Here is a 25,433-nt window from a genome sequence, read left to right as displayed (position 1 = left end):
CTAAATCTTCACCCTACTCTGCTCAGTCTCAGAACCTCCGGATTGTCTAATTTTCAAAGTATTTCCTTTGCTAAAGCGGTAAGAGAAAGACAAAGTCACGACTCTGGAATCCATATAACTGAACCAGCCGGCTTTTGCATTCTGGATATTTCGGATTTCGCCTTCTACTTGATTGGTGTAGAACATATCGGAAACATTCAGTTTCAGCGTTCCTTGGTCTTTCAGGATTTTGGTCGAGATTCCTGCGCGGATGGAACCAATTGGCGAAATCAAGAATTGCCCAGAAAGTATTGAGGTTTGATATTGCCCAGCCAATTCTGCGCTCCATTTTTTGCTAATCGTAAATTGATTGGTCGGCATCACAAACCAATTCCATTTGGAATCATTCAGCTTTTCTGTATAGACATCACTTTTGAAAGCGTTGTGTATCAGCTCTGTATAAAGTTGAAAAGTCCACCATTTCGTAATATTTGTAGAACTGTTAAAAGTAAATCCGTACGAAATCTGTCTGTCAAAATTTCCCGGTCGGCTGTAGTAGATGCCGTTTCTTTGCTCATTGGTTTCGGAAATCAAATTGTCGATATAACTGTAATTGAAGCCTAACGTATAATTCTTTTTGAAGGTATAATTCAAATCTGCATTATAGGAAAAAGTAGGTTCCAAAAACGGATTTCCGCCGTAGAAAGTATAGTTATCCATCGGATACGTAAACGGATTCATATCCTTGTAATTTGGTCTGTCAATCCTTCTTCCAAGCGATAATCCTACAACGTGATTTTGCAAAGAATCTGCACGATATTGAATGAAAAACGTTGGGAAAAGGCTTGCATATCTTTTGGTAAATGCAGAATCTTTCACCACTGGATTTCCTTTTTGATAACCTTTGATGTCAGAATATTCCATCCTCAAACCAAGCTGAATCGAGATTTTATCAAATTCCTTGGCGTAATTGGTGTAAACGGCGTGGATATTTTCTTTGTAATCGAAATTGTTGGAGAAAGTGTAATTGGGCGTTTCAATTCCATCTTTCACATCTCGGAAATCGGCGACGTTTCCTGTTTTCACAAAACTTGATTTTGCGCCTAAGTCGAAACTTCCTCCAAATAAATTGATTCCACTATAATCGGCTTTCAAAACTTTAATCGTCACATCCGAAGGCAATTTGGAATCGATTCTCGTATCTGCAAAAACAGAATTATCCGGATTCAAAGTTTTGTTGAATTGACTTTGCTCGATTTTCGAATCATATTTAATATAATCTGCATTGATGCTCAACTCTTGTTTATCTTTGATTTTCCGAGTCATATTCAAATTAACAGAACCATTTTTGAACATTACATCCATTGGAATATTAGCCTCGATTTTATTGATTGTCTGCAAATTATTATCCTGAATTACCGCATTGTTCATCGTATTTCTTTCCGATGGATTGATGAAACCATTCAGCACAATTCCAAAAGTCGTTTTGTCATTCGCATAGAAATCTGCGCCAATTTTCATAGAATTGGTTCTGTTGGTTGGCGTGATGTAGGAATTTTGCGTAAAAATGGAAGTTCGTTCGCCTTCTGGCGTGAAATATTCTCTTTTAATTGTCAAATCCTGATAACTTCTGGTTTTATTGACACTGAGATTGGTAAAGAAATTCCATTTCTGAATTCTATAATTGAAATTGGCGCTGTTCACACTTCTCATATATTTTCCTTGTCCATAAGCCAAATTGAAACCACCGTTGAAACCTTTTGCCAAAGTTTTTTTGAGTCTAATATTGATGATTCCCGCATTTCCGGAAGCATCATATTTCGCTGGCGGATTTGGGATAACCTCGATACTTTCTATATTGGACGACGGAATCGAACGGAGATAATCCGCCAAATCCGAACCTGCGAGATACGTCGGTTTGTCATCAATGAAAATCTGAACGCCACTTTTCCCACGAAGCGAAACATTATCATTAAAATCCACATTCACCGACGGCGATTTTCCCAAAACATCCAAAGCCGTTGTCCCAGCATTGCTAATCAAAGCATCTGGATTGATGACCACTCTATCGATTTTCTGCGTCACAAAAGGTTTTTTCGCCACAATAGTTACAGCTTCAATAGATTTGGTTCCGCTTTTCAAATTAATATCGGGAAGATTAATATTCGCTTCGGAAGGTTTGATTAAATCTGATGTATATTTCTCATAATCCGATTGTTCGATAACGATTTTAGCTTCATCAAACTTTACATTTTCGATTTCGAATTTTCCTTCTTTATCAGTAATGACAACTTTCAAAGTTTCCTCATTAGAAGCATTGATGAGCAAAACCTGAACATCCGGAATTGGCAAATTGTCTTTCCCAAGGATTTTCCCAGTCAGAGAATTCTGGGCAAAAGTTATCGTGGAAAGTACGATTGCCAAAAGAAAAAGTAGTTTTTTCATCACCTTTTAGTTTTTAATTTATTTTATCAATCCTTTTCAGAATTTGCTGATAAGTATGAGCAAGAAAAAAAATGTTACTGATGTTCATTTAATTTTTTTAAAACCACAAAAGTCACAATAGTTAGGACCTTTTTTCAATCTTGAAAAGTTCAAAAAGAATCATACTTTTAAAGGCTTGCTTTTTTTTCTCTTACTCAAGTTTTTCTTTTGTGACTTTTGTGGTTTAAGTCAAATTCCGCTAAACTTTAAGAAATAGACAATCCGAAATACATTTTTGTTACATCAATTGAACATAAAAACCTATTTTTACGAATTCAGAAAACAGCTACTTATGAAAACTAAACATCCAAAAGGTTTACCTTATTTGTTTTTTACCGAGATGTGGGAACGTTTCGGTTATTATTTGATTCTCGGGATTTTTGTTCTTTATTTGATTGAACCACAAGGAATCGCCGGAGGATTGGGATTTCCTGATAAAGATGCTGACGATATTTTCGGGACTTTCATTGCACTTACATATTTGACACCATTTCTTGGCGGATTTTTGGCAGATAGAGTTTTGGGTTATATCAAATCCATTTATCTTGGCGGAATTCTGATGGCGTTGGGTTACATCGGCGTTGGTGTATTCAAAGAGTTGCCATTTTTTTATGGCTCACTCGCATTGATTATCATCGGAAATGGATTCTTCAAACCTACGATTTCCACACTTTTGGGAAATCTTTATTCCGAAGAACCTTACAAGGCTAACAAAGATTCCGGCTACAATATTTTCTATATGGGAATCAATATTGGTGCGTTTATCTGTAATATTATCGCGGCGTTTATGCGTAACAAATTTGGTTGGGGCGAGGCTTTTATCACAGCCGGCGTTGGGATGTTGCTTGGATTGGTAATTTTCACAATTGGACTCAAACATTACAGACACGCAGCGATTATGAAACCAAGTCAGGAAGGCGATACGAAACTGTCTGAAATTTTGATGAAAGTGTTCGTTCCAGCGATTGTGGCAGGCGTTATTGGTTGGTTTGTTCCAACAATGATTTTGGGAACTAATATTTTCGGTAGTACAAATACAGACGCATTTATCTTCGCTTGTGTTCCTGTAATTTATTTTTATGTTTCTCTTTATTTCAAATCCAATCCTTTGGAGAAACCTGCGATTGGCGCTTTGCTTTCGATATTTTTGATCAGTATGTTTTTCTGGGCAGTTTTCAAGCAAAATGGAACTGCGCTGACGCGTTGGGCAAATTATTACACTGATAGAAGCGTTTCCGAATCGGTAGAAAAACCTTTAGCTTCACTTTATCTCGTGGAAGAAAAAAGTTATGCGAATAAAGAAACTCCCGTTTTTGATGAACAATTCCGTTCTCAAAAAGATGCTGATGGAAAAACTTTGAAAGAGACAGGAAAAGATATTTACTTTAGAAATGTTTCCGCTGAGAGAAAAGCAGAACTGGAAGCTAAAATTGACAAGCCTGTTTTTCTTTATAACACAGAACTTTTCCAATCTATCAATCCATTTTGGGTGATTGCACTCACGCCGGTTGTTGTAGGTTTTTGGGCATTATTAAGAAGAAAAGGCAAAGAACCTCTCACGCCTTCGAAGATTGTTTTAGGATTATTCATCACCAGTTTGTCTTGTTTGGTAATGGTTGGAGCAGTTTACGCCGGAAACAACGGCGCTGAAAAAGTCTCCGCACTTTGGCTTGTAGCCGGTTATGGTGTTGTAACGATTGGTGAACTTTGTCTTTCGCCAATGGGATTGTCATTCGTCTCCAAATTATCTCCTGCAAGATTGACAGCCTTGATGATGGGCGGATTTTTCTTAGCAAATTCCGTGGGAAATAAATTATCTGGAATTCTTGCGAGCACTTGGTACAATTATGAAAACAAAGCCAATTATTTCTTAGTTAATTTCGGACTTCTGATTTTCGCTACTTTGTTAGGCGTATCTATGTTGAAGAGACTGAACAAAATAATGAAGGAAAGCGGACATTAATTATAATTGATGGTTGATAAATGATAATTGATTTAAAGCTAATCGATTATCATTTATCTATTATCATCTATTTTCTGAAAAGCCAATCTCGCAGTTCCGTCTGAAACGTAGATAATTCCACACTTTTCGTAGCCAAGTTTCTCTAAGACTTTTTGCATTGCGATGTTGGATTCGTGGGTGTCTATTCTGATGTTTGGAATTTGTTGGATGCTCCATTCGAAGCAGAATTTGGCTAAGCCTTTTGCCTTTCCGTTGGATGCCAATCTGTGGATGACTCCGTATTTTTCGTCATTCAGCCAATTTCCTTTTTCTATGATTTTATAATTTGGGTCTTCGCCAATAATGAGACAAAAAGTGCCCACCAATTCTCCATTTTCTTCGATTACAAATTGTTGATTGTCCTTGATATCATTTAGGATTAATTCTCTCTGAGGATAGCCATTTGTCCATTGAATTGTGTTTCCACTTTGGCGCATCAACTCTCGGGAATGGTTTATCATTTCCATCAAAGAATCTATTTCGTCGGCTTTTGCTTTTCTAATTTCCATTTTAGTAGAATTAATTATTACAAAAATAACAAACTTAAAGCTCCAAGAAAGCAGGAATTATCGTTGTGTTTCGGAAAAAAAACTATATTTGCTAATCTTTAAAAATTAACAATTAAAATATGGATACAGCCGTTCAAGCGAAAACCAAACACCCAAAAGGTTTATGGGTACTTTTCGGAACAGAAATGTGGGAGCGTTTCAATTTCTACGGAATGCGAGCTTTGCTTACTTTGTTTATGGTAAACTCTCTCCTGATCAAGGAAGCAGATGCCGCAATCATCTATGGAGGATTTCTCGCCTTGTGTTATTTGACCCCACTTTTAGGCGGTTTCATCGCTGACAAATACATTGGAAATAGAAATGCGATTTTGGTGGGTGGAAGTTTGATGGCAATTGGACAATTGCTTTTGTTCTTCAGTGCTTCAACGTTTTCAGCAGATCTTGGTACAGCAAAAGGATTGATGTGGTTGGCATTATTCATCATTATTTTCGGAAACGGATTCTTCAAACCGAACATTTCATCAATGGTTGGAAGTCTCTATCCGAAGCAAGAGAAGTCAAAACTGGATTCTGCTTTTACGATTTTCTATATGGGAATCAACATCGGAGCGTTCTTGGGACAATTCATTTGCCCATATTTAGGTGATGTGAAAGATGCTGGTGGTGTGAGAGATATCTTCGCTTTCAAATGGGGATTCTTGGCCGCTTCTATCGCAATGTTGATAGGAACTGTCACTTTCTTCATCCTTAAAAACAAATATGTAGTAACGCCGGAAGGCCGACCAATTGGTGGATTGCCAAAAAACAACACGAGCGAAGATTTCGAAGAAGGCGAAACACAAACAGCTCAATTCTCTGGAAAAAATATGGGAATCGCAGGTTTGTTGTTCGTTGCGCTATTCTTTGTGTTCAGATATATTTTGGTAAGCGAGGTTGGATTCAGTTCTGTAGGAATGGGACAATTGATCAAAGGGATTATTTATCCATTCATCTACGCTGCAGGGATTTCATTAGCATTTCTGATAATGAGTTCTGCCGAAAATAAGATCGAAAGACAAAGAATCTGGGTGATCTACATCGTTTCTTTCTTTATTATCTTCTTCTGGGCGGCTTTTGAACAAGCTGGTTCATCATTAACTTTCATCGCTGATAATCAAACCGATAGAGATATTTTTGGTTGGAATATGCCACCATCAATGGTTCAAATCTTTAACGGTTTATTCGTAGTTGCATTGGCTTTACCATTCAGTTTGCTTTGGGATAAATTGAGAGCAGAAGGAAAAGAACCCGTTTCTCCAATGAAGCAAGCAATGGGACTAGCATTGATCGCTCTATCCTATTTCATTATCGCTTACAACGTAAAAGACCTTGGAAACACAGGATTATTGGCTATCAAATGGTTGATGTTATTATACTTAATCCAAACAATGGGTGAACTTTGTTTATCTCCAATCGGATTATCTTTGGTAGGGAAATTAGCGCCAAAAAGATTTGCTTCTTTATTATATGGTGTATTCTTTATTTCAAATGCGGCTGGTTATGCACTGGCTGGTTCATTGGGAGCAATCATTCCTGCAACAGGCGACAAATTTGTAAAAGCCGAAAAATTGGGCGTAAATCTTCAAGACGTTTTGGACAAAAAAGTAACCTTGACACCCGAGCAAGTTGCTTTATTTGAAAAAGAACAATTGCCAATCGCTAACACTACTTTCGCTGGCGTTGAAATTCATAACTTGTTTGAGTTCTTTATGGTATTCGTTGTACTTTGTGGAATTGCAGCTGTGATTCTTGCGATTTTATCACCAAGATTGAAGAAAATGATGCACGGCGTAAGCTAAAGACATTTTTAAAAATAATATCCGAACCTCTGATTTTTTCAGAGGTTTTTTTTGTTAAATTCGTATGGTGTAAATCTCAATTGTTAACGCATTAAATCAACAATTGAATTAATTCTCAATTACCATTTATCAATATGAACTTAACTCTCGAAGAAATTCAAAACTTCAAAGGAAAATATCCAAAACAAATCTGGTCACTCTTTTTCTCCGAAATGTGGGAACGTTTCTGCTTTTATGGAATGCGTGGAATGTTAACATTCTTTATTATAAATGTAATTTTTGAAAATTCCACTTTAAAACCTGCAGAAAAAGATGAACTGGCCAATTTGCAATATGCTGCAATTCAAGCATTTGTTTATGCATTTACGTTTGTGGGTGGACTTTTTGCCGATAAAATTTTAGGATTCAGGAAATCTTTATTTTGGGGCGGTATTTTAATGATTATTGGGAGTTTGATTCTCGCTGTTAACCCACACGAATATTTCTTCCTCGGAATTTCATTTACTGTTGTAGGAACTGGTTTCTTCAAGCCGAATATTTCCACAATGGTTGGAAAATTATATAAATCCGGAGACACCAGAACCGATGCAGGTTTTTCACTTTTCTATGCAGGAATCAATTTGGGAGCACTTTTGGGTGGTTATCTTTGCATTGCCATCGGAAAAGGCGAAATGTTATCACACTTAATCCCAGAACACAAAAGATGGAATGTGGCTTTCGGTTTGGCGGCCATCGTGATGGTCATTAGTTTGGTTAATTTTATTTTCACTCAAAGACAATTAGGTCCAATAGGACTTCAACCTCAAAGGCTAAATGCAGACGGCACTTTCTCAGCCTTAGCAAAATGGAATGAGTACAGCGTTTATATTTTATCTCTCGTCTTTATTCCATTAATTATGATAATGGTTTCTGTTCCAGAATATACAGATTATTTTATGTGGACAGTCGGCCCTTTGACGCTGATTTATCTATTTTATGAAATGACAAAAGTAAGCTCATCCGAAAGAAACAAACTTTGGGCAGCCTTGGTTTTCATCATTTTCTCAATCGTTTTCTGGGGAATTTATGAGCAATCTGGAGGTTCATTAAGTATTTTCGCAGCGAACAATCTGAACAAAGATTTATTGGGATTAGACCCGAATGGCGTGAACAATTCCGGAGGTGCATTCTTTATTATTTTCCTGGCACCAATCGTTGGTTTGCTGTGGATTTGGCTGAGCAAAAGAAAATTGGAACCAAATACATTAATAAAATTCGGTTTAGGATTCATCTTCCTTGGTTTAGGATATTACGTGCTTTTTGCAACCAAATTCTTTGCAACTTTACAAGGAATCACTTCACTAAATATTTTTACAATCGCATTGCTGGTCATCACTTTCGGGGAATTGTGCCTCTCTCCCATCGGATTATCGATTATGACAAAACTTTCCACCGAAAAACTGCAGGGAATGATGATGGGAATGTGGTTTTTGGCCTCTGCTTACGGGCAATATGTAGCAGGACAAATCGGTGCAGGAATGGCAAAAGTAAAAACCGGCGCCAACAATTACGACGCCCTCATCACTTACACCGATGGATACAAACAATTGGGTTTATACGCCTTAATTGCCGGCGTTGTGCTAATTTTGATTTCTCCTCTCGTAAAAAAACTAATGCAAGAAGTGAGATAATGATTTAACTAAAGTCCTTTTCAACAATCCAAACACAGATGAAAAAAATATTAATTTTAATGATTCTCTTCGTGATTCCAACTGCTGGAATGGCGCAAGTCCAATGGATGACGATTTCACAAGCGTTGGAAGCTCAGAAAAGCAACCCGAAGAAAATCCTTATCGATTTCTACGCAGATTGGTGCGAGCCGTGCAAAGAAATGGACAAAAACACTTACAACCATCCCGAGATTGCAAAAATCATCAATGAAAATTTCTACGCTGTGAAGTTTGAAAGCGACGGAAATTCCACCGTTAATTTTCTTGGACACAAGTTTACAAATCCAGAATACAAAGGAAAAAAAGGAAAATCAACGCTTCATCAGTTTTCCAAATATATGAACATCAATATGATTCCGACGATGGTCTTCCTTGATGAAAAAACCGACCCGATTACTAGTCTTTCCGGATTTCTGAAAGCGAAAGAAGTGGAGCCTTATTTCTCGATGATTGCGTCCAACGATTACAAAACCATCAAATCCCGACGAGAATGGGAAGGTTATCAGAAGAAGTTTAAGTCGAAGATTAAGGATTAATATTTTTTTTAAAACTATTTCAAAAGAAAAGTAAAATTAGATTCCTTCAGAATAACAATATTGCGTTTTTCTTTTGTGACTTTTGTGGTTAGATTTTAATTCCCGAAATTCGTCGGAACAAATTTTCCTTTCTTGACATTAGAAACTTCCATAGAATTTCTCAAAGGCATCGGCACCGAACGCGCAAAACTCATCAGAAACGTGTTGGGGATTTCGACTGTGGAAGATTTGCTCACTTTTTACCCAATCCGATACATCGATAAAAGTAAAATCCACAAAATTGGGAATATAGCTAAAGACTCTGAAGCTGACATTCAGTTGAAAGGAAAAATTACGGACATACAAGAAGTGGTTTATGAGAAGGGAAAACGCCTGTCTGCGAAATTCCGGGACGAGACCGGAACGATGGATTTGGTCTGGTTCCGATATACGAATTGGATGAAAGATGCGATTCCATTGAATCAGGAAATTTTCATTTTTGGAAAGGTCAATTTCTTTAATGGAAACTTCTCGATGCCTCATCCGGAAATCGAGGTTGATGAGAAAAAAGCTTTGCAGGGAACGCTTCTCCCGGTTTATCCTGGAAGTGAAAAGCTGACTAAACGAGGCATTACAAATAAATCATTTCAAACCGTAATTTTCAATCTGCTGAAAGATTTACAAAACTTAATTCAGGAAAATCTGCCGGATTATTTGATGAAATCGATGAAGTTGATTGGAAGACTTAATTCCTTTTATTTCATTCATTTCCCAAAAGATTTAAAACAATTTGATGAAGCCAACAGGCGCTTGAAGTTCGAGGAAGCTTTCTTTTTCCAACTTGGTTACGGCTTGAAGAAACTTCATCAAAAAACAAAATCATTCGGAAATCCGTTTCCAATTGTCGGCGAATATTTCACCAGTTTTTATGAAAATAATCTTCCGTTCGAACTTACAAATGCACAGAAACGCGTTCTGAAAGAAATCAGAATTGATATGAAACGCTCGACCCAAATGAACCGGTTGCTTCAAGGCGATGTTGGTTCGGGGAAAACGATGGTTGCACTTTTGACAATGCTAATTGCGATGGACAATGGTTTTCAATCTTGTCTGATGGCACCGACAGAAATTCTCGCACAACAACATTTTAATTCCATCAAAGAATTACTTCAAAATACGAATATCAACGTTCGACTTTTGACGGGTTCTTCCAAAACTGCCGAGCGTAAAATCATCCACGAAGAATTGGAAAACGGACAACTTTCTATCCTGATTGGGACGCACGCGCTTTTGGAAGACAAAGTGAAATTCCAGAATCTTGGTTTGGCAATTATTGATGAACAGCACAGATTCGGAGTAGCACAAAGGGCAAAACTCTGGGCAAAAAATAATATTCCGCCACATATTTTGGTAATGACCGCAACGCCGATTCCGAGGACTTTGGCGATGAGTTTTTATTCCGATTTGGATGTTTCTGTAATCGATGAAATGCCGGTTGGAAGAAAACCAATCATCACCGCTCACAGACGAGAAAAAGACCGACTTTCGGTTTATAATTTCTGTCGAGAAGAGATTGAAAAAGGCAGACAAATCTATTTTGTTTATCCATTAATCGAAGAATCTGAAACTTTGGATTACAAAAACTTGATGGAAGGTTTGGAAAGCGTAATGAACTTCTTCAAAAGCTACAATGTGACGATGGTTCACGGCCGAATGAAACCTGCGGAGAAAGATGCCAATATGCAATATTTCGCTTCCGGACAAGCACAAATTATGGTAGCAACAACTGTAATCGAAGTTGGTGTGAATGTTCCAAATGCTTCTGTAATGGTCATCGAAAGTTCGGAGAGATTCGGATTGTCTCAGCTTCATCAGTTGCGGGGACGTGTTGGTAGAGGCGCAGAACAGAGTTATTGTATTCTGATGACGGGCGATAAACTCAGCAAGGAAAGCCGAACGAGAATCAAAACGATGGTAGCGACGACTGACGGTTTCAAAATCTCTGAGGTCGATATGGAATTGCGTGGACCAGGCGATATTCTCGGAACTCAGCAAAGTGGTGTTGTGGATTTTAAAAAATTGAGTTTGATAGAGGATTCTGCCATCATCAAAGCTTCAAAACTGGCTGTGGAAAAGATATTGGAACAAGATGCACTACTGACGCGTCCCGACAATCAGATGATGAAGCAATATTACATCAAGCAATATAAGGGGAAGAATAAGTGGTCGCAGATTAGTTAGGTTTAAATCGAAATCAAAATATTATGAATACTATTTTAGTTGGAAAAGATTTAATTGAAAAACAAAAACATCTAACTAAGGTTGGCGTGAGCGAAGATGGTTGGTATACATATTATGTTGATGAAAATTCGGCAAAATGGATTTTAGAATATCCAAATTCCGAATATCACGGCGGAGGATTGCCTCAACTGTGATTAATAGAAAAATTCCCTTGGGAAAAATAAAAAAAGTCTGCTACGGATAACAGACTTCTTAAATTTAAAAATAGTATATGAAGAAAAATTACTATCAGGCATTTGCTTGATTTCATTCTGCGACAAATCTAAAATTATACCTGATATCAAACTTTAATGAATCATTATCCCTTTGTTAATAATACTTAAGAATCAATTCAGGGAAGTTTCAACGAGAATTAATATCGCCATAACATTGTTTTGAAATATTGATTTTTAGAATATTTTTGATTTTATTAATGAACTTAAAATCAGGATTTAAATCAAAACAGAATTTTTTTTAGTTGACAAACTAAAATTTGAAGTTTCGAATTTGTTCATCATCCATTCATTTTTGACATTAAATCAAGAAGAAAATCAATCCCAAAAAAAGCATCTGCGAGGGTTGCAAATGCTTTAAAAGTTATTTATCGATGATGAATTCCATTAGATAATCATCCATCACATAACCGTTTCCAATATCAAAAATCGCTTCGTCATAGACTTTGAAACCTTGTGATTCGTAGAATCTTTTGGCATTATTGTTTTTATTGACGGTTAAAGTCAATCTTTTGTCGCCTGATTTTTCGGTTTCACTTTTTACAAATTCTAAAGCTTTCTTTCCTAATCCTTTTCCTTGTGCTTCCTTCAGAAAATAGATTCGGTGAAGTTTTGTCGTGTCTGGCTCATTATGAAATTCGAAACCGATAAATCCTAAGAAAACCTCATCTTCATTAATTAAATAATATTGATAATTTGGGTTTTCGAAATGGGTTTTCAATGTCGATTCAGAATACATTAAACCTAACATATAATCAATTTGTTTTTGCTCTAAAATATGTGCGTAAGCGGAGTTCCAAGACTTATTTGCCAAATCTTGAATGACTGGAATATTTGTTTCTGTTGCTTTGGAAATTATCATTTTAAAGTTTTAATATTAATTAAACCAACATATCGGTGCTTCGCACCTTTTACTTTAATGTTTTTATTTTTCTACCGAGATGTCGCAACTTCGTTGCTTTCTTACATTAATTAACAAAGATTTAAAAAATCTCTTTGATAATCTCCAAAGATCTTGGCTCACGAAAATCGGTGAAGTGATAATGATAATAAACTAAAATAGAATCCAAAAAATTCTGTTTTCCAAATCGGCTTAGTTTGATGTCATAAGGATTTTGAGAAACTATTAATTCTTTCCAAATGGCAGAAATATCTTTGTCAAAAAAATGGTGAGATTCTACATCTTCGAAATTTCCAGTTTCGGGATTGAGGAACATTTTGTCCGAGAATAAGGGTTGCAAACCTTGTTGTTTTAGCAATCTAAATATAAAAATCAAATGCGATTGGAAATTATCCAACTGCAACTGCCTCAAGAAAATAGAGATCTCAGAATAAATCCCAACATTCTGATTTTCATTCCTCAAAACTTGATTCAGCAAATCCGATATAAAAAACAAAATCGAATTTTTCCGAATATCAGAACTGAAAAAATCTACATTTTTCTGCTCGATTTTTTGAACATTTTGAATGTTTTTTTTCTTGTCGGAAGTAAAAAGCAATAATTCATTCAATGGAAAAAGGAAAGCCTTCTTTTTATTCTTTGGTGCGTAGATGCCTTTTGCAAAGAAACTTTCGAAGCCATTCTCCCTACAAAAACAATGGAGAACAGCATCGTGATCTCCATATTTTGTGTAAGACAGTAAAAAAACTTCTTGTGTCATTAAATCAATCAGATGTTAGACATTAGATTTTAGAAGTTAGATTAAGAATTGTTTTAATTTACTACAGCAATTTTTGCTGTTGCTGTATCTGTTCCGTCTTCGTTGGTCATCAAAACATAGTAGATTCCGGAAGCTACTCTCACGCCTCTTTGGTTGGCAAGATTCCATTCGAAATAACCGCCATTTGCGACTGCCGAATGCACCAAGTTTCCTGCGGCATCTGTGATTCTGATATTCGTTTTAGAAGCCAAACCACGGATTCTTACATTGCCTTTGTATTGAGCATAAACTACTGGATTCGGATAAACCAACACATTTCCAAATGTAGAAGTCACCTCGGCAACATCACCCTGATAAACCATAATTCCATCTAAAGTTGCAAAATAAACTTTCCCTGTTTTATTATCAATTTGGATGTCTGTGACACTGTCATTTGGCAACGGGGAATTGGCTCTTGTAAATTGATAAATCGTCCTATCTCCGTTTGAGCTCATATAAAAAACGCCTCCTCCATCTACAGAAACCCATTTTTGATTTCCTGTGTCTGTGGCAATTTGGAGAATATTAGCATTTCTGAATAGTTCTTCCGCCAATCCATTTTGCTCAATAATAATCTCATCTGCCTGCGGATTGTCTTCTAAAATTGCAGATTTTGGATTTGAAAGAATTCTAAGGCCTTCTCTGCTTCCTATCCAAAGATCTTCGTTATTATCTACACTTAAGGAAACTACGCCGTTGCTAGGAAGATTATTAGTTGTTTTAAGAACTTTCACCTTGTCATCAGAAGTATTGTCTGGCGTATTGTTATAATCATACATCAAAACACCACCATCACTTGGGAAAGGCGCTCCAATATACAAAACACCGTTTTTAGCAATAGGTTTTTGAGCTCCACCAATATTCAAAATTGGTTTTAATGAAAAGTTGTCCGAAGTAGCATTATATAAGTAATATCCAACCGTTCCATTACCTCCATTTAAAGTCATTACACTACAGAACAATCTATTCTGGTCATCATAAATCAATCCAATAGGTCTATCATAAACTACTGCAGGAGAACCCGTTAAATATGATTTTGAAAACTCATTATTAGTCATCTTATAAATCCCCTTTTGACCAGAAAAAACAAAATTAGTAAAAAAAATCTCCGATGGGTTAGACGGATTTGGTACAACATCTAGAATGTTAAAATTGGGATTTGATTTAAAATAATCTGGATAGATCCATTTTGATCCATCATAATGATAATACCCTAAGCCTCGATTTGCGGGATTATTATAACTCTCTCTTCCTCCAGTAGAAACCCATATCTGATTATTAAGAAGAGACATTTTATAAGACGCATTATTATAAGGCCCATCAGGCTTCAAAGAATTTTTCTGTTCGTTATAAATTCCGGATAATTTTGTTCCTGTAAAAACTTGATTGTTATAAACAAAAGCAGTGTTGATATTCTCGCCTATATTCAAAACTCTCTGCTGAACACCATTAATTCCATAAATATACACATCAGTCTTATCTGAAATAATGATTTGATTATCTGTAATTTTCAAATCTTGGACATTTACAAATTGTCTATTAATAGTATTAAACGAATTTCCAGATTTATACTTCACTTCGTAATAGAACTCTTCAGGAGTTGTTTGTGTTGCTGCCTTGGTAATAATTTTTTTAGCATACACAATGGTATTCCCGATATCAATTTTTGTAAACTCCCCTGATTCAATAATATTGGATGGAAAATTCCATTCAGAATAAAGTGCAAATGTGGCATTGATCTCATGATATTTCACGCCTGAACTTGTTGCGGCATACACAATATTATCTTTTATTACTGCAGAGTATACCACATCTGTTCTATCTTGATTAGTAATAGGATCTTTATACTTGGAAAAAGCTGTATCACCAAACTCACGGCGGGAAACATTGAAAATAGAAACGCCATAGCCTACAGAGATTATCGCTCGATCGCCATTCATAGAAATATGATTGATTTTCTTACTTCCATTGTATCCTGTTGCCAGCGGAATATCTACAATCAAAAAAATACCATTTGGTGTGATGACGTCCATAGAACCGTTTTGGTAACCTACGATTCCAGTTTGGGTTGTGGCATCATAATCGAAAGCTGAAATTTTCACCTCGTGTAAACCATTGGCTTTTGATAATTTCTTGATTTCGCCAGAGCTTGGATTATAATAGAAAACACCATTTTCAGTAGCAGCAATCAGTCTGTCGCCATCTTCCCGAATGGCCAAAACATTGTTATAAGAGAACAAATCGCTCCATTTGCTCGACTGAGCTTGGGAAACGAATGCTGTAAAAATTGATATAATTAATAAAATTTTCTTCATTCTAAACTATTATGTTTTCATCTATTAACTGATTATTCCAAGAAATATTTTTTACATTCTTACTTTTATCAAAATAAAAATCCAATCTTCCCAATAAAATCCCTGCCCAACCTACTTGGTTCACAATCACATTCTTGCCATCTTTGTTTTGGAAATTCAAAGGTTCTTTAAGGAAAGTGTGCGTGTGTCCTCCTAAAATCAAATCGATACCGGAAGTTTTTGCCGCCAAATGCTTATCGGACATTTTCTTCGGATCATCTTTGTAATCGAATCCAATGTGGGAAAGACAAATTACCAAATCACATTTTTTCTCATTTCTCAAAAAATCGGCGTAATGCTGCGCCATTTCTATCGGGTTTTGATAGATGGTTTCGCCATAACTTTTTTTACCTACCAATCCATTCAGCTCAATCCCGATTCCGAAAATTCCGATTCGGATTCCGTTTTTGTTGAAGACTTTATATTGCTCGGTTTTTCCGTCCAGAATTGTATTTTTAAAATCATAGTTGGAACAGATGAATGGAAATTTTGCATTCGGAAGTACTTTTTGGAAACCTTCCAAACCGTTGTCAAAATCGTGATTTCCCATTGTAGAAGCATCATACTTCATCATGCTCATCAATCTAAATTCCAACTCTCCACCAAAGAAATTGAAATAAGGTGTCCCTTGGAAAATGTCTCCGGAATCCAAAAGCAAAACATTTTTTTCCTCACTTCGGATCTTATTTACCAACGACGCTCTTCTCGCAAAACCGCCTTGGTTCGGATTTTTTGTGTAAGAAACATCGAATGGTTCTATCCTACTATGCTGATCATTCGTATGTAGAATGGTCAGTTTATGAGCTGAATTTTTATTTAAAACATCAAATTGTTCTGCAAGCAAAAGATTGGGAGCAAGCGTCAAAGCAAGACTTCCGCCTCCAACGTATTTTAGAAACTCTTTCCTTTTCATTATTCTTTTACTTTTTTATTTTTGAAAATCAATCTTATGTCGTCTGGTGAAGTAATCTCTGGATTCTGTTTGAATTTCTCTAAGAAAAGATCACGCATTTTAAGTCCCGTAGAAATCACTTCGCCTTTGCTGAAGAAAGACATATTGTCGCCTCCTAAAGCCAAATAATCCGAGGTTGCGATGTAATAAATTTTATTATAGTCAATTGATTTCCCATTGATTAACTTCTTCGATATCACATCATTCTCATCCGTTTCGATGAATAAATGAGAAACTGGATTGTTCTTCTGAGTTTTCAGGTAATAATCAAACAAACCTTCCACATCTTTACCATTCATTTTGATGATGACAATTTCATTTTCAAAAGGCATCACTTCATAGATTTGCTTGGTAAGAATATCTCCTTTTGGAATGATGGTTCGGATGCCGCCAATGTTGATAACCGCAGCATCGATTGATGGAATATTATTTTTTTTTGCCCATTCTTCGGCACCTTCAAAAGTATAATCTGCGAGTAAATTTCCCAGGTTGCTGTTGTCACCGGACTTGTTGAGTTCTGTATTGGTATGAGAAATTTTAGTGTTCATTTTCCCCTCCAATTCTAGTTTATAGGGCTGGATTACCGCTTCCATAGCTTTATCTGCCGGCAAAGCATCTGAAATGGTAATATTTTTTTCAGAATGGATGTTCGCAATATTGAGCGGCGTTTTGCAACCAATCAATAGAAAACCAACGATACCAAGACCTAATAATTTATTTATAGTCATCTATTTTTATTTTAATTATTGAAATTCGTGAATCTACGATTTCATTTAAAAATAATATGGATACAAATCTAATGATTTTCGGGATTTAAAACTAACTGAATAACAATTTGAAAAGTTATTGTTTTATTAATTTTAATAGACTTAAGTTCAAATGATTGATTGTGCCTATCAATTATAATTCTTGCCGATTAATCAAAATAAATTAACTTTGAGAAATTTAATATTTCAAATCAAAATGGGTCAGTTAAAAGGCGTTGGTGTTGCATTGGTAACACCCTTCAACGAGGATCTTTCAATAGATTTCGATGCTATCACGAGATTAATCGATTATAATATAGACAACGGAACCAGTTTTCTTGTAGTTCTGGGAACAACGGCGGAAGCTGCAACACTTTCTAAGGACGAAAAAGACAGAGTGGTTGCACACATTACCAAAATCAACAACAACAGATTGCCTTTGGTTCTGGGAATAGGCGGGAACAATACGGCAGAAGTAGTGCAACAGATCAAAGAATCTGACTTGTCCGATTTCGATGCAATATTGTCGGTTTCTCCTTATTACAACAAACCAAATCAGGAAGGTCTGTATCAGCATTACAAAGCGTTGGCAGAGACTGGAGAAAAAATCATCATTTATAATGTTCCAGGAAGAACGGGGCAAAACGTGGAAGCTTCTACAACTTTGCGCTTAGCCAAGGAATTTCCGAATCTTTTTATGATCAAAGAAGCCGCTCCAAACATTCTTCAATACTTTGATATTCTAAGACAAAAACCGGACAACTTTTCTCTAATGTCTGGCGATGACGAATATACTTTGCCTGTAACCTTAGCTGGTGGCGATGGCGTAATATCTGTCATTGGGCAAGCTTATCCTAAGGAATTTTCTACAATGGTAAAACTGGCAAGAAATCGTGAAGTGGACGAAGCATACAAGATTCACAACGCTTTGGTAGAAATTACAAGATTGATTTTCGCAGAAGGAAATCCTTGTGGTATCAAAACGATTCTTGCAGAGAAAGGATTGATTAAAAATTATTTGAGACTTCCGCTGGTAGCAGCTTCAGAAGGACTTCAGGAAAAGATAAAAGCAGAAATGCAAAAACTTTCTTAAAACATTAAAAAAGGTTCAGAGTTTTCTGAACCTTTCTTTTTTTATACATCCAAAGTAATTCTGTAAACATCGGAAGAGTTTCTTACGATTCCTTCTTCGTAGAATCCGCCTGCCTGCGGAATCAACTCTATAAAATCAAAAACTTTGCAGTCATCCGGAAGACCGGCAAATACAAGCGTGAACCAATATTCTTTTGCCACCGGAACATCTGTCCAATTGGGAAAAAGACTAATGTTTTCGAAATGAACAAGCTTGGAAATATGCTCAGATTTCCGATCAACAAGATAGGTGGAAGACCAGATTCTGATTTTTTCTTCTGTAATGTAATCGGATTTGAAACAGCAATGCAAAATCACCTGTTTCTCCACCACGGTTTGAGATTGCAGTTGTTCCAGTAGTTCCTCTGCAATTATGGGTTTAACGATCGTTTCCATTAGTATTCTAATTGTAATTTATCTTTAGAATAATCTCTGATTTGCTGGATTAATTCTGGATTCTCAGCTAATTTTTTGCCATAGCTTGGGATCATCTCCTCCAGTTTTTCTTTCCAGTCGGTTTTGATTTTTTCACCGAAACAATTTTCCAAAACCATTATCATGGCAAAAGCACTCGTGCTAGCACCTGGTGACGCTCCCAAAAGCGATGCAATATTTTTCTCTTTGTTCACCACCACTTCTGTCCCAAACTCCAATCTTCCTCCTTCGAATCTGTCTTTTTTGATGATTTGAACGCGTTGTCCAGCGTGTTTCAGTTCCCAGTCTTCATCTTTTGCATCTTTTACAAAATCTCGCAAATGCGACATTCTCTGTGATTTGCTCATCGTAACTTGTTGGATTAGATATCTCGTCAAAGGCATATTGTGCCACCAAGCGCCGAATAATGAACGGATATTTTTAAAATTGACACTTTCCGGCAAATCCAGATAACTTCCTTCTTTTAAAAATTTGGTAGAAAATCCTGCGAATGGACCAAACAGCAATGCTTTTTTCCCCTCAATAATTCTAAGGTCAAGATGCGGAACAGACATCGGTGGCGCGCCAACAGTTGCTTGCGTGTAAACCTTGGCGTGGTGTTTTTCCACCAATTCCGGATTGGTTGTTACCAGCCACTGTCCGCTTACTGGAAAACCGCCGTAGCCTTCGCTCTCTTCTATTCCGGAACTTTCTAGAAGTGGCAATGCGTATCCACCGGCTCCAATGAAAACAAAATCAGCATTTACGGTTTGCTTGTGGAGATTCTTCCTGTCATTCACTTCCAGATTCCAGCTTCCTTTTCCGTCGGCATCTATCTCTTTGATTTCGTGATACGTGAAAACTTCAACAGATTCAGTGGTTTTGAGATGATCTATCAATTTGCAAGTTAGATTTCCAAAATCCACATCGGTTCCCAGATCCATTTTGGTGGCAGCAAGTTGGTCTGTTGCCATTCGCTTTTGCATCATCAGCGGAATCCATTCCGATAGCTGTTCGTGATCGTCCGAATATTCCATGCCTTGGAACAATGGCGATTTCTGCAAAGCCTCGTGTCTTTTTTTGAGATATTCTACACCTTTTTCACCGAATACAAAACTCATATGCGAACAGGAATTAATGAATTCTTTTGGAGAATCAATAATACCTTTATGAATAAGGTACGACCAGAATTGTTTGGAAACTTCGAATTGTTCTGCAATATATTCCGCTTTTGTGATATCGATCTTTCCGTCTTTTTCTGGGGTGTAATTCAATTCACAAAAAGCAGAATGCCCTGTTCCTGCATTGTTCCACGCAGACGAACTTTCTTTTGCTACTTCTCCCAGTCTTTCGAAAATGGCAATTTCCAAGGTAGGATCCAGCTCGTGAAGCATCGTTGCAAGCGTTGCGCTCATAATTCCAGCTCCTACCAATGCGACATCATATTTAGGTTTTGGATTCATTTTCTGAATAATTAATAGGCAAAATTACAGATTAATGTTATAATATACAGGCGACTTTATGAATTCCTATCATTTGTTAAGTAAATCTCAATTCTGGCTTCGGAGTTTATTCTGAAATTTTAAATCGTTAATTTTGCAATCGGCTTCGGAAAATCGGAGCATTTGAAATGAAAGCTTTAAAAACACTCAATCCATATTTCTGGAAACACCGCGTCTTACTTTTTTGGGGATTTCTATTCATCATTCTGAGTAACTTTTTTGCGATTTATAAAATCCAGTACATTGGGCAGACTATTAATATTATTGAAAAAAATTATTCCACTCTCAACCTATCCGAGACGGCTGGAATTATAGAAAACGTTCAGAACAATTGGGCGTACTTCAGGGTAATTTTCATCAATTCTGGAATATTAATAGGATGTTCTCTACTTTCAGGATTTTTCACTTTTATGATGCGCCAAACCATCATTGTAGCTTCCAGAAGAATCGAATATGAACTGAAAAACAAAATTTACCGTCATTATCAGGAACTATCTGTCACAGATTATAAAAAAACCACCATTGGAGATCTGATGAACAGACTGAGTGAAGATGTTGTAGCCATCCGAATGTACCTTGGTCCCGGTGTAATGTATGTGGTGAATTTGATAATTCTATTAATCATCACAAGTGTCTATATGTTTATGACAGATCTGCAGATGACGCTTTGGACATTGATTCCGCTGCCAATTTTATCTTACGGCATTTATAAGGTGAGCGATATTATCAATAAGAAATCCAAGGTGATGCAGAAAAGTCAATCTGGGATTTCGACTTTTGTACAGGATAGCTTTTCCGGAATCCGAGTGGTGAAATTCTTCAGCAAGGAAAGATATATTGAAAAAAATTATGGCGTAAAAGTCAAAGATTATCAGGACAAAGCATTGGATCTGGCGAGGACAGAAGCTTATTTTTTCACCATTATCATCTTTGTAATCGGGCTTTTAAATGTCGCAATTTTGGTGATTGGCGGTCAAAAATATATTGCTGGCGAAATGAGCGTAGGAACGATTGCAGATTTCTTTATGTACATTAATATGTTGATTTTTCCTTTCTCTATGCTGGGTTGGGTAACCTCTGTGAACCAAAGAGCAGAAGCAAGTATGCAACGTGTCAACGAGTTTTTGGATATGGAATCCGAAATCATCAATACCAATAACGAAGTCTATCCAATCTCCGGAGAAATCGAATTCCGAAACGTAAGCTACACCTATCCAAATACAGGAATCAAAGCTATTGATAATCTAAGTTTCAAAGTAAGTTCTGGAAAATCTCTCGCCATAATGGGGAAAACTGGAAGCGGAAAATCAACAATTGCGCAACTGCTTTGCCGAATGATAGATCCGGATGAAGGCGAAATATTAATTGATGGAAAAAATCTGAAATCCCATAATCTGAAGTTGTACAGAAATCAAATTGGCTACACGCCGCAGGAAAGTTATCTTTTTTCTGATACGATTGAGAACAATATCGGCTTTGCGATTGACAAACCAAATCCTAGCTTGGTCGTAGAAATGGCGAAAAAAGCAGACGTTCACAAAAATATAGAAGAATTCAAAGAACAATACCAAACAATGGTTGGCGAACGTGGCGTAATGCTTTCTGGTGGGCAGAAACAGAGGATTTGCATTGCCCGAGCTATGATAAAACAGCCTAATATTCTTATCTTCGATGACTGCCTTTCCGCACTAGATACGGAAACTGAAGAAAACATTCTGCAGAATATTGACAGGGATTTGAAAACTACCACATCAATTATTATAACACACAGAGAATCAAGTGCAAAACGTGCAGATGAAATCTTGTATTTAAATTAGTTCTCATAATAAATTGGACGGAATTTTATCAAAAATTTAAGAAAATTAGCGTTTTACAAGCTTTTTTTAACAAAAAATTTTGAAATTCCGAGAAATCTGTTATATTTGTTAACAGAGATTTCTAAAAAATATTTAACGATGAGTGAATTTAAAGAACGACATGAGAATGAGATTTTCACTAAGGTGTTGAAAGCAGGCAGAAGAACGTATTTCTTTGATGTGCGCGAGACCAAAGCAGGTGATTATTATTTAACCATTACCGAGAGCAAAAAGAACTTCGGAGAAAATGGAGAAGCAACTTTTGAAAAGCACAAAATCTATCTTTACAAAGAGGATTTCAAAAGTTTCCAAGAATTATTTAACGAATCTACAGACTTTATCATCCAGCAAAAAGGCGAAGATGTCATCTCTGAAAGACACGATAAAGACTTCAAGTCCAAATCTTTCACCATAGAATCTGACGACGAAGTTTAATTCATTTTAAAAACAAAGCAAAAGCGCATTTCTTCTGAAGTGCGCTTTTTCATTGATAAATTCTAAATAAAAAAAGCATCTCATAAAATGAAATGCTTTTAATCTGTGGGTGAATGAGGGGTCTCGAACCCCCGACCTCCGGAACCACAATCCGGCGCTCTAACCAACTGAGCTACAATCACCGTTTTTGCGTGTGCAAATATAACATTTTATCGTTTAATTGCAAACTATTCCATCGAAATTTTTGATTGCAATCAATTTTTCTGTCGTGAAACCTTCTGCAAACTCAACGCCAGAAAGCCTTCCCAAATCTTGTGCTCTGTAAGTCAAGCTCTCTAGAAAGTCTTTGGTTGTAATCGGCGTCACTGGTTCTGTGGAACTTGGATCATAAAACTGGGTTTTGTAAGCCAAGCAAGATTCTATTTTTTTATCAAGAAACCCCGAAATATCGACTACAAAATCTGGTTCAACATTTTTCCATTGGATGTAATGGAAAATATGTTTTGGCCTCCAAACCTCTTGCAAATCGCCTTTATCATTATAAGTCTCAACTTTTCTCAATCCTGAGATAAAACAAGCATCAGAAATGAGTTTTGCTGCCTTTGCATGGTCTGGATGACGATCATCTATCGCATTGGCAAAAACAATTTCCGGTCGGTATTTTCTGATCATTTCAGCAATCTTAAGTTGATATTCCTCAGAATTATTGAGAAAGCCATCTTTCAGCTTTAAGTTTTCCCTTGCGCTGATACCTAATATCTTTGCGGCATCGCTTGCTTCTTGAGCGCGGGTTTCTATGGTGCCTCTGGTTCCCAGTTCGCCTTGTGTCAGATCTATGATTCCAATCTTTTTGCCTTCGGAAATAAGTTTAGCGATTGTTCCGCCACATCCCAATTCTACATCGTCTGGATGTGCGCCAATTGCCAGAATATCACATTTCATATTGTAACTTTTATTTTGTTTTTAATGATAACGTTTGGTACAAAAATACTAAAAACAAAACTTCCCAATCTTTCGAATCAGGAAGTTTTTATTGTCAATCAATTAAATTATTACTTGTTCAATGCAGTTTGAAGTGTAATTGCATCTTGGTAAGTTGGCTCATACTCAAGAGATTTTGCTACATATTGTTTTGCTTTCTCTGGATTTGAATCTTTTTCCAAAAATGCAATAAAGTAATATGCGTAACCCAAACTTGGTTTGCTAGCTTCTATCTCAGCAGGTTTTACAAGGGTAATAAATTTCTCGTAAGAAGCTTTTGCCATCTCATTGTTACCCGCTTGTTGATAAGCATAACCTTGGCTGTAATAAGCTGGCGCCCAATCTGGCAATGCAGAAGACATTTTGCTCCAAGTTAAAATGGCACCATTCCAGTTCTGAACATTCTGATATTCTGTTGCCAATTTGTAAAGAGAATCTGTATCAGCAGGATTTTCTATAACTTTCTTTTTAAGCGCTTCAATCGCTGGTGAAGTTGGACCTTGATCTACAGAAGCAGTATTAATCCCGCCTTTTATTTTCGCCAATTCTTCGTCCCATTTCATCGTCTCGTCTTTAGCTGCTTTTGCAATACCAATTTTTTGAGTTGCAAGAGCATCTAATTGTGCTTTTTTAGCCGCATCCTTCTCATCTTTTGCCATTCCAGCAGCAATTAAACCTTGCAAACCGTCATCAGATGGTTGGATTCTGCTTTTCTCAGCTGTTGACAAGAATGTCTCGATGCTTTTTTGAGCTCCTGCATAATCGCCATCTCCATATTGGATGTATGCTCTCAATCTGTGTTTGATAGGATCATTCACTTTATCAAAAACTGAATCTAAAGTAGATTTAGCATTGGCAAAATCTTCGTTTGTAAAGTAAAGTTTTGCAATTTCTAATTGCGTATAAGCATCCTCATCTGCGTATTTTGCATAATTAATCAAATTCTGAGTTGCTTCTGCATTTTTCTGATACTTGATGTTATAGCCAGCCAAAGCTTTGTAAGCCGGCGCATAAGTTGGATCTACTGCAATTGCTTTATCAATATTTTCTTTAGCTTTTTGCCATAGTTGAGCGGCCATCCAAAGTGTTCCTTTTCTTGTGAAAACTGAAGCTTTGTTTTTCGCTACTGCTTCTGCTTTGTCATAAGCTGTCATTGCGTTACCCGGATCTTTTTTGATTCTGTAAGCATCACCCAATGAGTAGTAATAATTTGCAGGAACTCCTTTTTTATCAGCTCTTTCTATAGCTTTGTTCAAGAATGTAATTGCCAAATCTGGCGCACTGAATTTTTCAAACAAAGTCAATGCCTCACCAGCTCTGAAAAGAACTTCTGCATCTTTCTCTCTGGAATCTTTTACAATCTGCTGGATCTCTGCGATCGCAGATTTGTCTCCTTTTCCTAACTTAACAGAAGCTAATCCTAGTTTGTTCAAATAACTTTTTGCATCTACCGCAAGACCTTTGTTAAAACTTTCCTGAGCCAAATCAAAATTAGGATCAAACTGAGTCAAATATGTGTTTCCTAAATAGAAATGATTATTCGCATCTTTAGGATTTTGGTTGATAAGGTCTGTGTAATTTTGTTTTGCTTTAGCGTATTTTTGGCTGTCAACAAAATTGATTCCGTCTTGTAAAGATTGTGCAAAACCAAAACTTGTAAAAAAACCTACTGCTGCTGTAAGAACAACTTTCTTGGATAAATTCATTATATTTTCTGTTTTCATTATTTTATTAAGAATATTAATCGATGGTTTGAATCACAATATTCAGACCATTATTTTAATTAAAAAAGTTTTTTCTGTTAAAAAAATAT

20 protein-coding genes and 1 tRNA gene are annotated in these 25,433 nt (G+C 36.5%); 9 read left to right on the top strand and 12 right to left on the bottom strand.

Annotation, left to right across the window (positions count from 1 at the left end; all coding sequences use genetic code 11):
* A complete protein-coding gene (locus B0I22_RS12595; protein WP_133945409.1) occupies window positions 1-2,424 on the bottom strand; it encodes a TonB-dependent receptor in 2,424 nt (807 codons plus the stop codon).
* 331 nt (window positions 2,425-2,755) lie between these two features.
* Here B0I22_RS12595 and B0I22_RS12590 point away from each other — a divergent pair, with 331 nt between their 5' ends.
* Complete coding sequence (locus B0I22_RS12590) at window positions 2,756-4,426, top strand: peptide MFS transporter (RefSeq protein WP_133945407.1); 1,671 nt, start codon at window positions 2,756-2,758, stop codon at window positions 4,424-4,426.
* A 53-nt stretch (window positions 4,427-4,479) separates the two neighbouring features.
* Here the strand turns inward: B0I22_RS12590 and B0I22_RS12585 are convergent, their stop codons facing one another.
* Entirely contained in the window at window positions 4,480-4,974 is a 495-nt protein-coding gene (locus B0I22_RS12585; protein WP_133945406.1) for a GNAT family N-acetyltransferase, read from the bottom strand.
* A gap of 119 nt (window positions 4,975-5,093) precedes the next feature.
* On the opposite strand from B0I22_RS12585, the gene B0I22_RS12580 reads away from it, so the two are divergent.
* The 5 genes from B0I22_RS12580 (at window position 5,094) to B0I22_RS12560 (ending at window position 11,471) form a co-directional block, all read left to right on the top strand.
* Entirely contained in the window at window positions 5,094-6,812 is a 1,719-nt protein-coding gene (locus tag B0I22_RS12580; protein WP_133945404.1) for a peptide MFS transporter, read from the top strand.
* A 134-nt stretch (window positions 6,813-6,946) separates the two neighbouring features.
* Complete coding sequence (locus B0I22_RS12575; protein ID WP_133945402.1) at window positions 6,947-8,482, top strand: peptide MFS transporter; 1,536 nt, start codon at window positions 6,947-6,949, stop codon at window positions 8,480-8,482.
* A 38-nt stretch (window positions 8,483-8,520) separates the two neighbouring features.
* The gene (locus B0I22_RS12570) at window positions 8,521-9,057 is read left to right on the top strand and encodes a thioredoxin family protein (RefSeq protein WP_133945400.1); all 537 of its coding nucleotides are present in this window, start codon (window positions 8,521-8,523) and stop codon (window positions 9,055-9,057) included.
* A 132-nt stretch (window positions 9,058-9,189) separates the two neighbouring features.
* Window positions 9,190-11,277, top strand: a complete 2,088-nt coding sequence (gene recG, locus B0I22_RS12565) for an ATP-dependent DNA helicase RecG (protein WP_133945398.1) — start codon at window positions 9,190-9,192, stop codon at window positions 11,275-11,277.
* Between the two features lie 23 nt (window positions 11,278-11,300).
* Entirely contained in the window at window positions 11,301-11,471 is a 171-nt protein-coding gene (locus B0I22_RS12560) for an Imm27 family immunity protein (RefSeq protein ID WP_133945396.1), read from the top strand.
* Between the two features lie 442 nt (window positions 11,472-11,913).
* Here the strand turns inward: B0I22_RS12560 and B0I22_RS12555 are convergent, their stop codons facing one another.
* From B0I22_RS12555 to B0I22_RS12535, 5 genes are all read right to left on the bottom strand, one after another.
* On the bottom strand, window positions 11,914-12,411 hold the full coding sequence (locus B0I22_RS12555) for a GNAT family N-acetyltransferase (RefSeq protein ID WP_133945394.1): 498 nt from the start codon (window positions 12,409-12,411) through the stop codon (window positions 11,914-11,916).
* Between the two features lie 121 nt (window positions 12,412-12,532).
* Window positions 12,533-13,210: a DNA repair protein RecO gene (gene recO, locus B0I22_RS12550; protein ID WP_133945392.1), complete on the bottom strand. Its 678-nt coding sequence runs from the start codon at window positions 13,208-13,210 to the stop codon at window positions 12,533-12,535.
* 53 nt (window positions 13,211-13,263) lie between these two features.
* A complete protein-coding gene (porZ, locus tag B0I22_RS12545; RefSeq protein ID WP_133945390.1) occupies window positions 13,264-15,564 on the bottom strand; it encodes a type IX secretion system anionic LPS delivery protein PorZ in 2,301 nt (766 codons plus the stop codon).
* Between the two features lies 1 nt (window position 15,565).
* Window positions 15,566-16,516: a bifunctional metallophosphatase/5'-nucleotidase gene (locus tag B0I22_RS12540; protein WP_133945388.1), complete on the bottom strand. Its 951-nt coding sequence runs from the start codon at window positions 16,514-16,516 to the stop codon at window positions 15,566-15,568.
* Window positions 16,516-17,283: a 5'-nucleotidase C-terminal domain-containing protein gene (locus tag B0I22_RS12535; protein ID WP_133945386.1), complete on the bottom strand. Its 768-nt coding sequence runs from the start codon at window positions 17,281-17,283 to the stop codon at window positions 16,516-16,518. Before B0I22_RS12535 ends, B0I22_RS12540 begins: the two co-directional genes overlap by 1 nt.
* Before the next feature lie 235 nt (window positions 17,284-17,518).
* Here B0I22_RS12535 and dapA point away from each other — a divergent pair, with 235 nt between their 5' ends.
* On the top strand, window positions 17,519-18,394 hold the full coding sequence (gene dapA, locus B0I22_RS12530) for a 4-hydroxy-tetrahydrodipicolinate synthase (RefSeq protein ID WP_133945384.1): 876 nt from the start codon (window positions 17,519-17,521) through the stop codon (window positions 18,392-18,394).
* Between the two features lie 41 nt (window positions 18,395-18,435).
* On the opposite strand, the gene B0I22_RS12525 is transcribed toward dapA, so the two are convergent.
* The gene (locus B0I22_RS12525; protein WP_133945382.1) at window positions 18,436-18,828 is read right to left on the bottom strand and encodes a hypothetical protein; all 393 of its coding nucleotides are present in this window, start codon (window positions 18,826-18,828) and stop codon (window positions 18,436-18,438) included.
* A complete protein-coding gene (mqo, locus tag B0I22_RS12520) occupies window positions 18,828-20,309 on the bottom strand; it encodes a malate dehydrogenase (quinone) (RefSeq protein ID WP_133945380.1) in 1,482 nt (493 codons plus the stop codon). Before mqo ends, B0I22_RS12525 begins: the two co-directional genes overlap by 1 nt.
* A gap of 167 nt (window positions 20,310-20,476) precedes the next feature.
* Between mqo and B0I22_RS12515 the strand changes: the two genes are divergently transcribed.
* Both B0I22_RS12515 and B0I22_RS12510 read left to right on the top strand, forming a co-directional pair.
* A complete protein-coding gene (locus B0I22_RS12515; RefSeq protein WP_133945378.1) occupies window positions 20,477-22,165 on the top strand; it encodes an ABC transporter ATP-binding protein in 1,689 nt (562 codons plus the stop codon).
* 138 nt (window positions 22,166-22,303) lie between these two features.
* Window positions 22,304-22,639, top strand: a complete 336-nt coding sequence (locus tag B0I22_RS12510) for a DUF3276 family protein (RefSeq protein ID WP_063971170.1) — start codon at window positions 22,304-22,306, stop codon at window positions 22,637-22,639.
* 107 nt (window positions 22,640-22,746) lie between these two features.
* On the opposite strand, the gene B0I22_RS12505 is transcribed toward B0I22_RS12510, so the two are convergent.
* From B0I22_RS12505 to B0I22_RS12495, 3 genes are all read right to left on the bottom strand, one after another.
* Window positions 22,747-22,822: transfer RNA gene (locus tag B0I22_RS12505), tRNA-His, on the bottom strand.
* 33 nt (window positions 22,823-22,855) lie between these two features.
* Window positions 22,856-23,581: a bacillithiol biosynthesis deacetylase BshB1 gene (bshB1, locus tag B0I22_RS12500; RefSeq protein WP_133945376.1), complete on the bottom strand. Its 726-nt coding sequence runs from the start codon at window positions 23,579-23,581 to the stop codon at window positions 22,856-22,858.
* Between the two features lie 110 nt (window positions 23,582-23,691).
* Window positions 23,692-25,344 (bottom strand): tetratricopeptide repeat protein, encoded by a 1,653-nt coding sequence (locus B0I22_RS12495; RefSeq protein WP_133945374.1) that lies wholly within the window; start codon window positions 25,342-25,344, stop codon window positions 23,692-23,694.
* Between the last annotated feature and the right edge of the window lie 89 nt (window positions 25,345-25,433).

It is taken from the genome of Epilithonimonas xixisoli (genome assembly GCF_004365655.1).
Lineage (GTDB): Bacteria > Bacteroidota > Bacteroidia > Flavobacteriales > Weeksellaceae > Epilithonimonas > Epilithonimonas xixisoli.
Note: the sequence above shows the minus strand (reverse complement) of the source record. Positions and strands in the feature narration are given on the sequence as shown.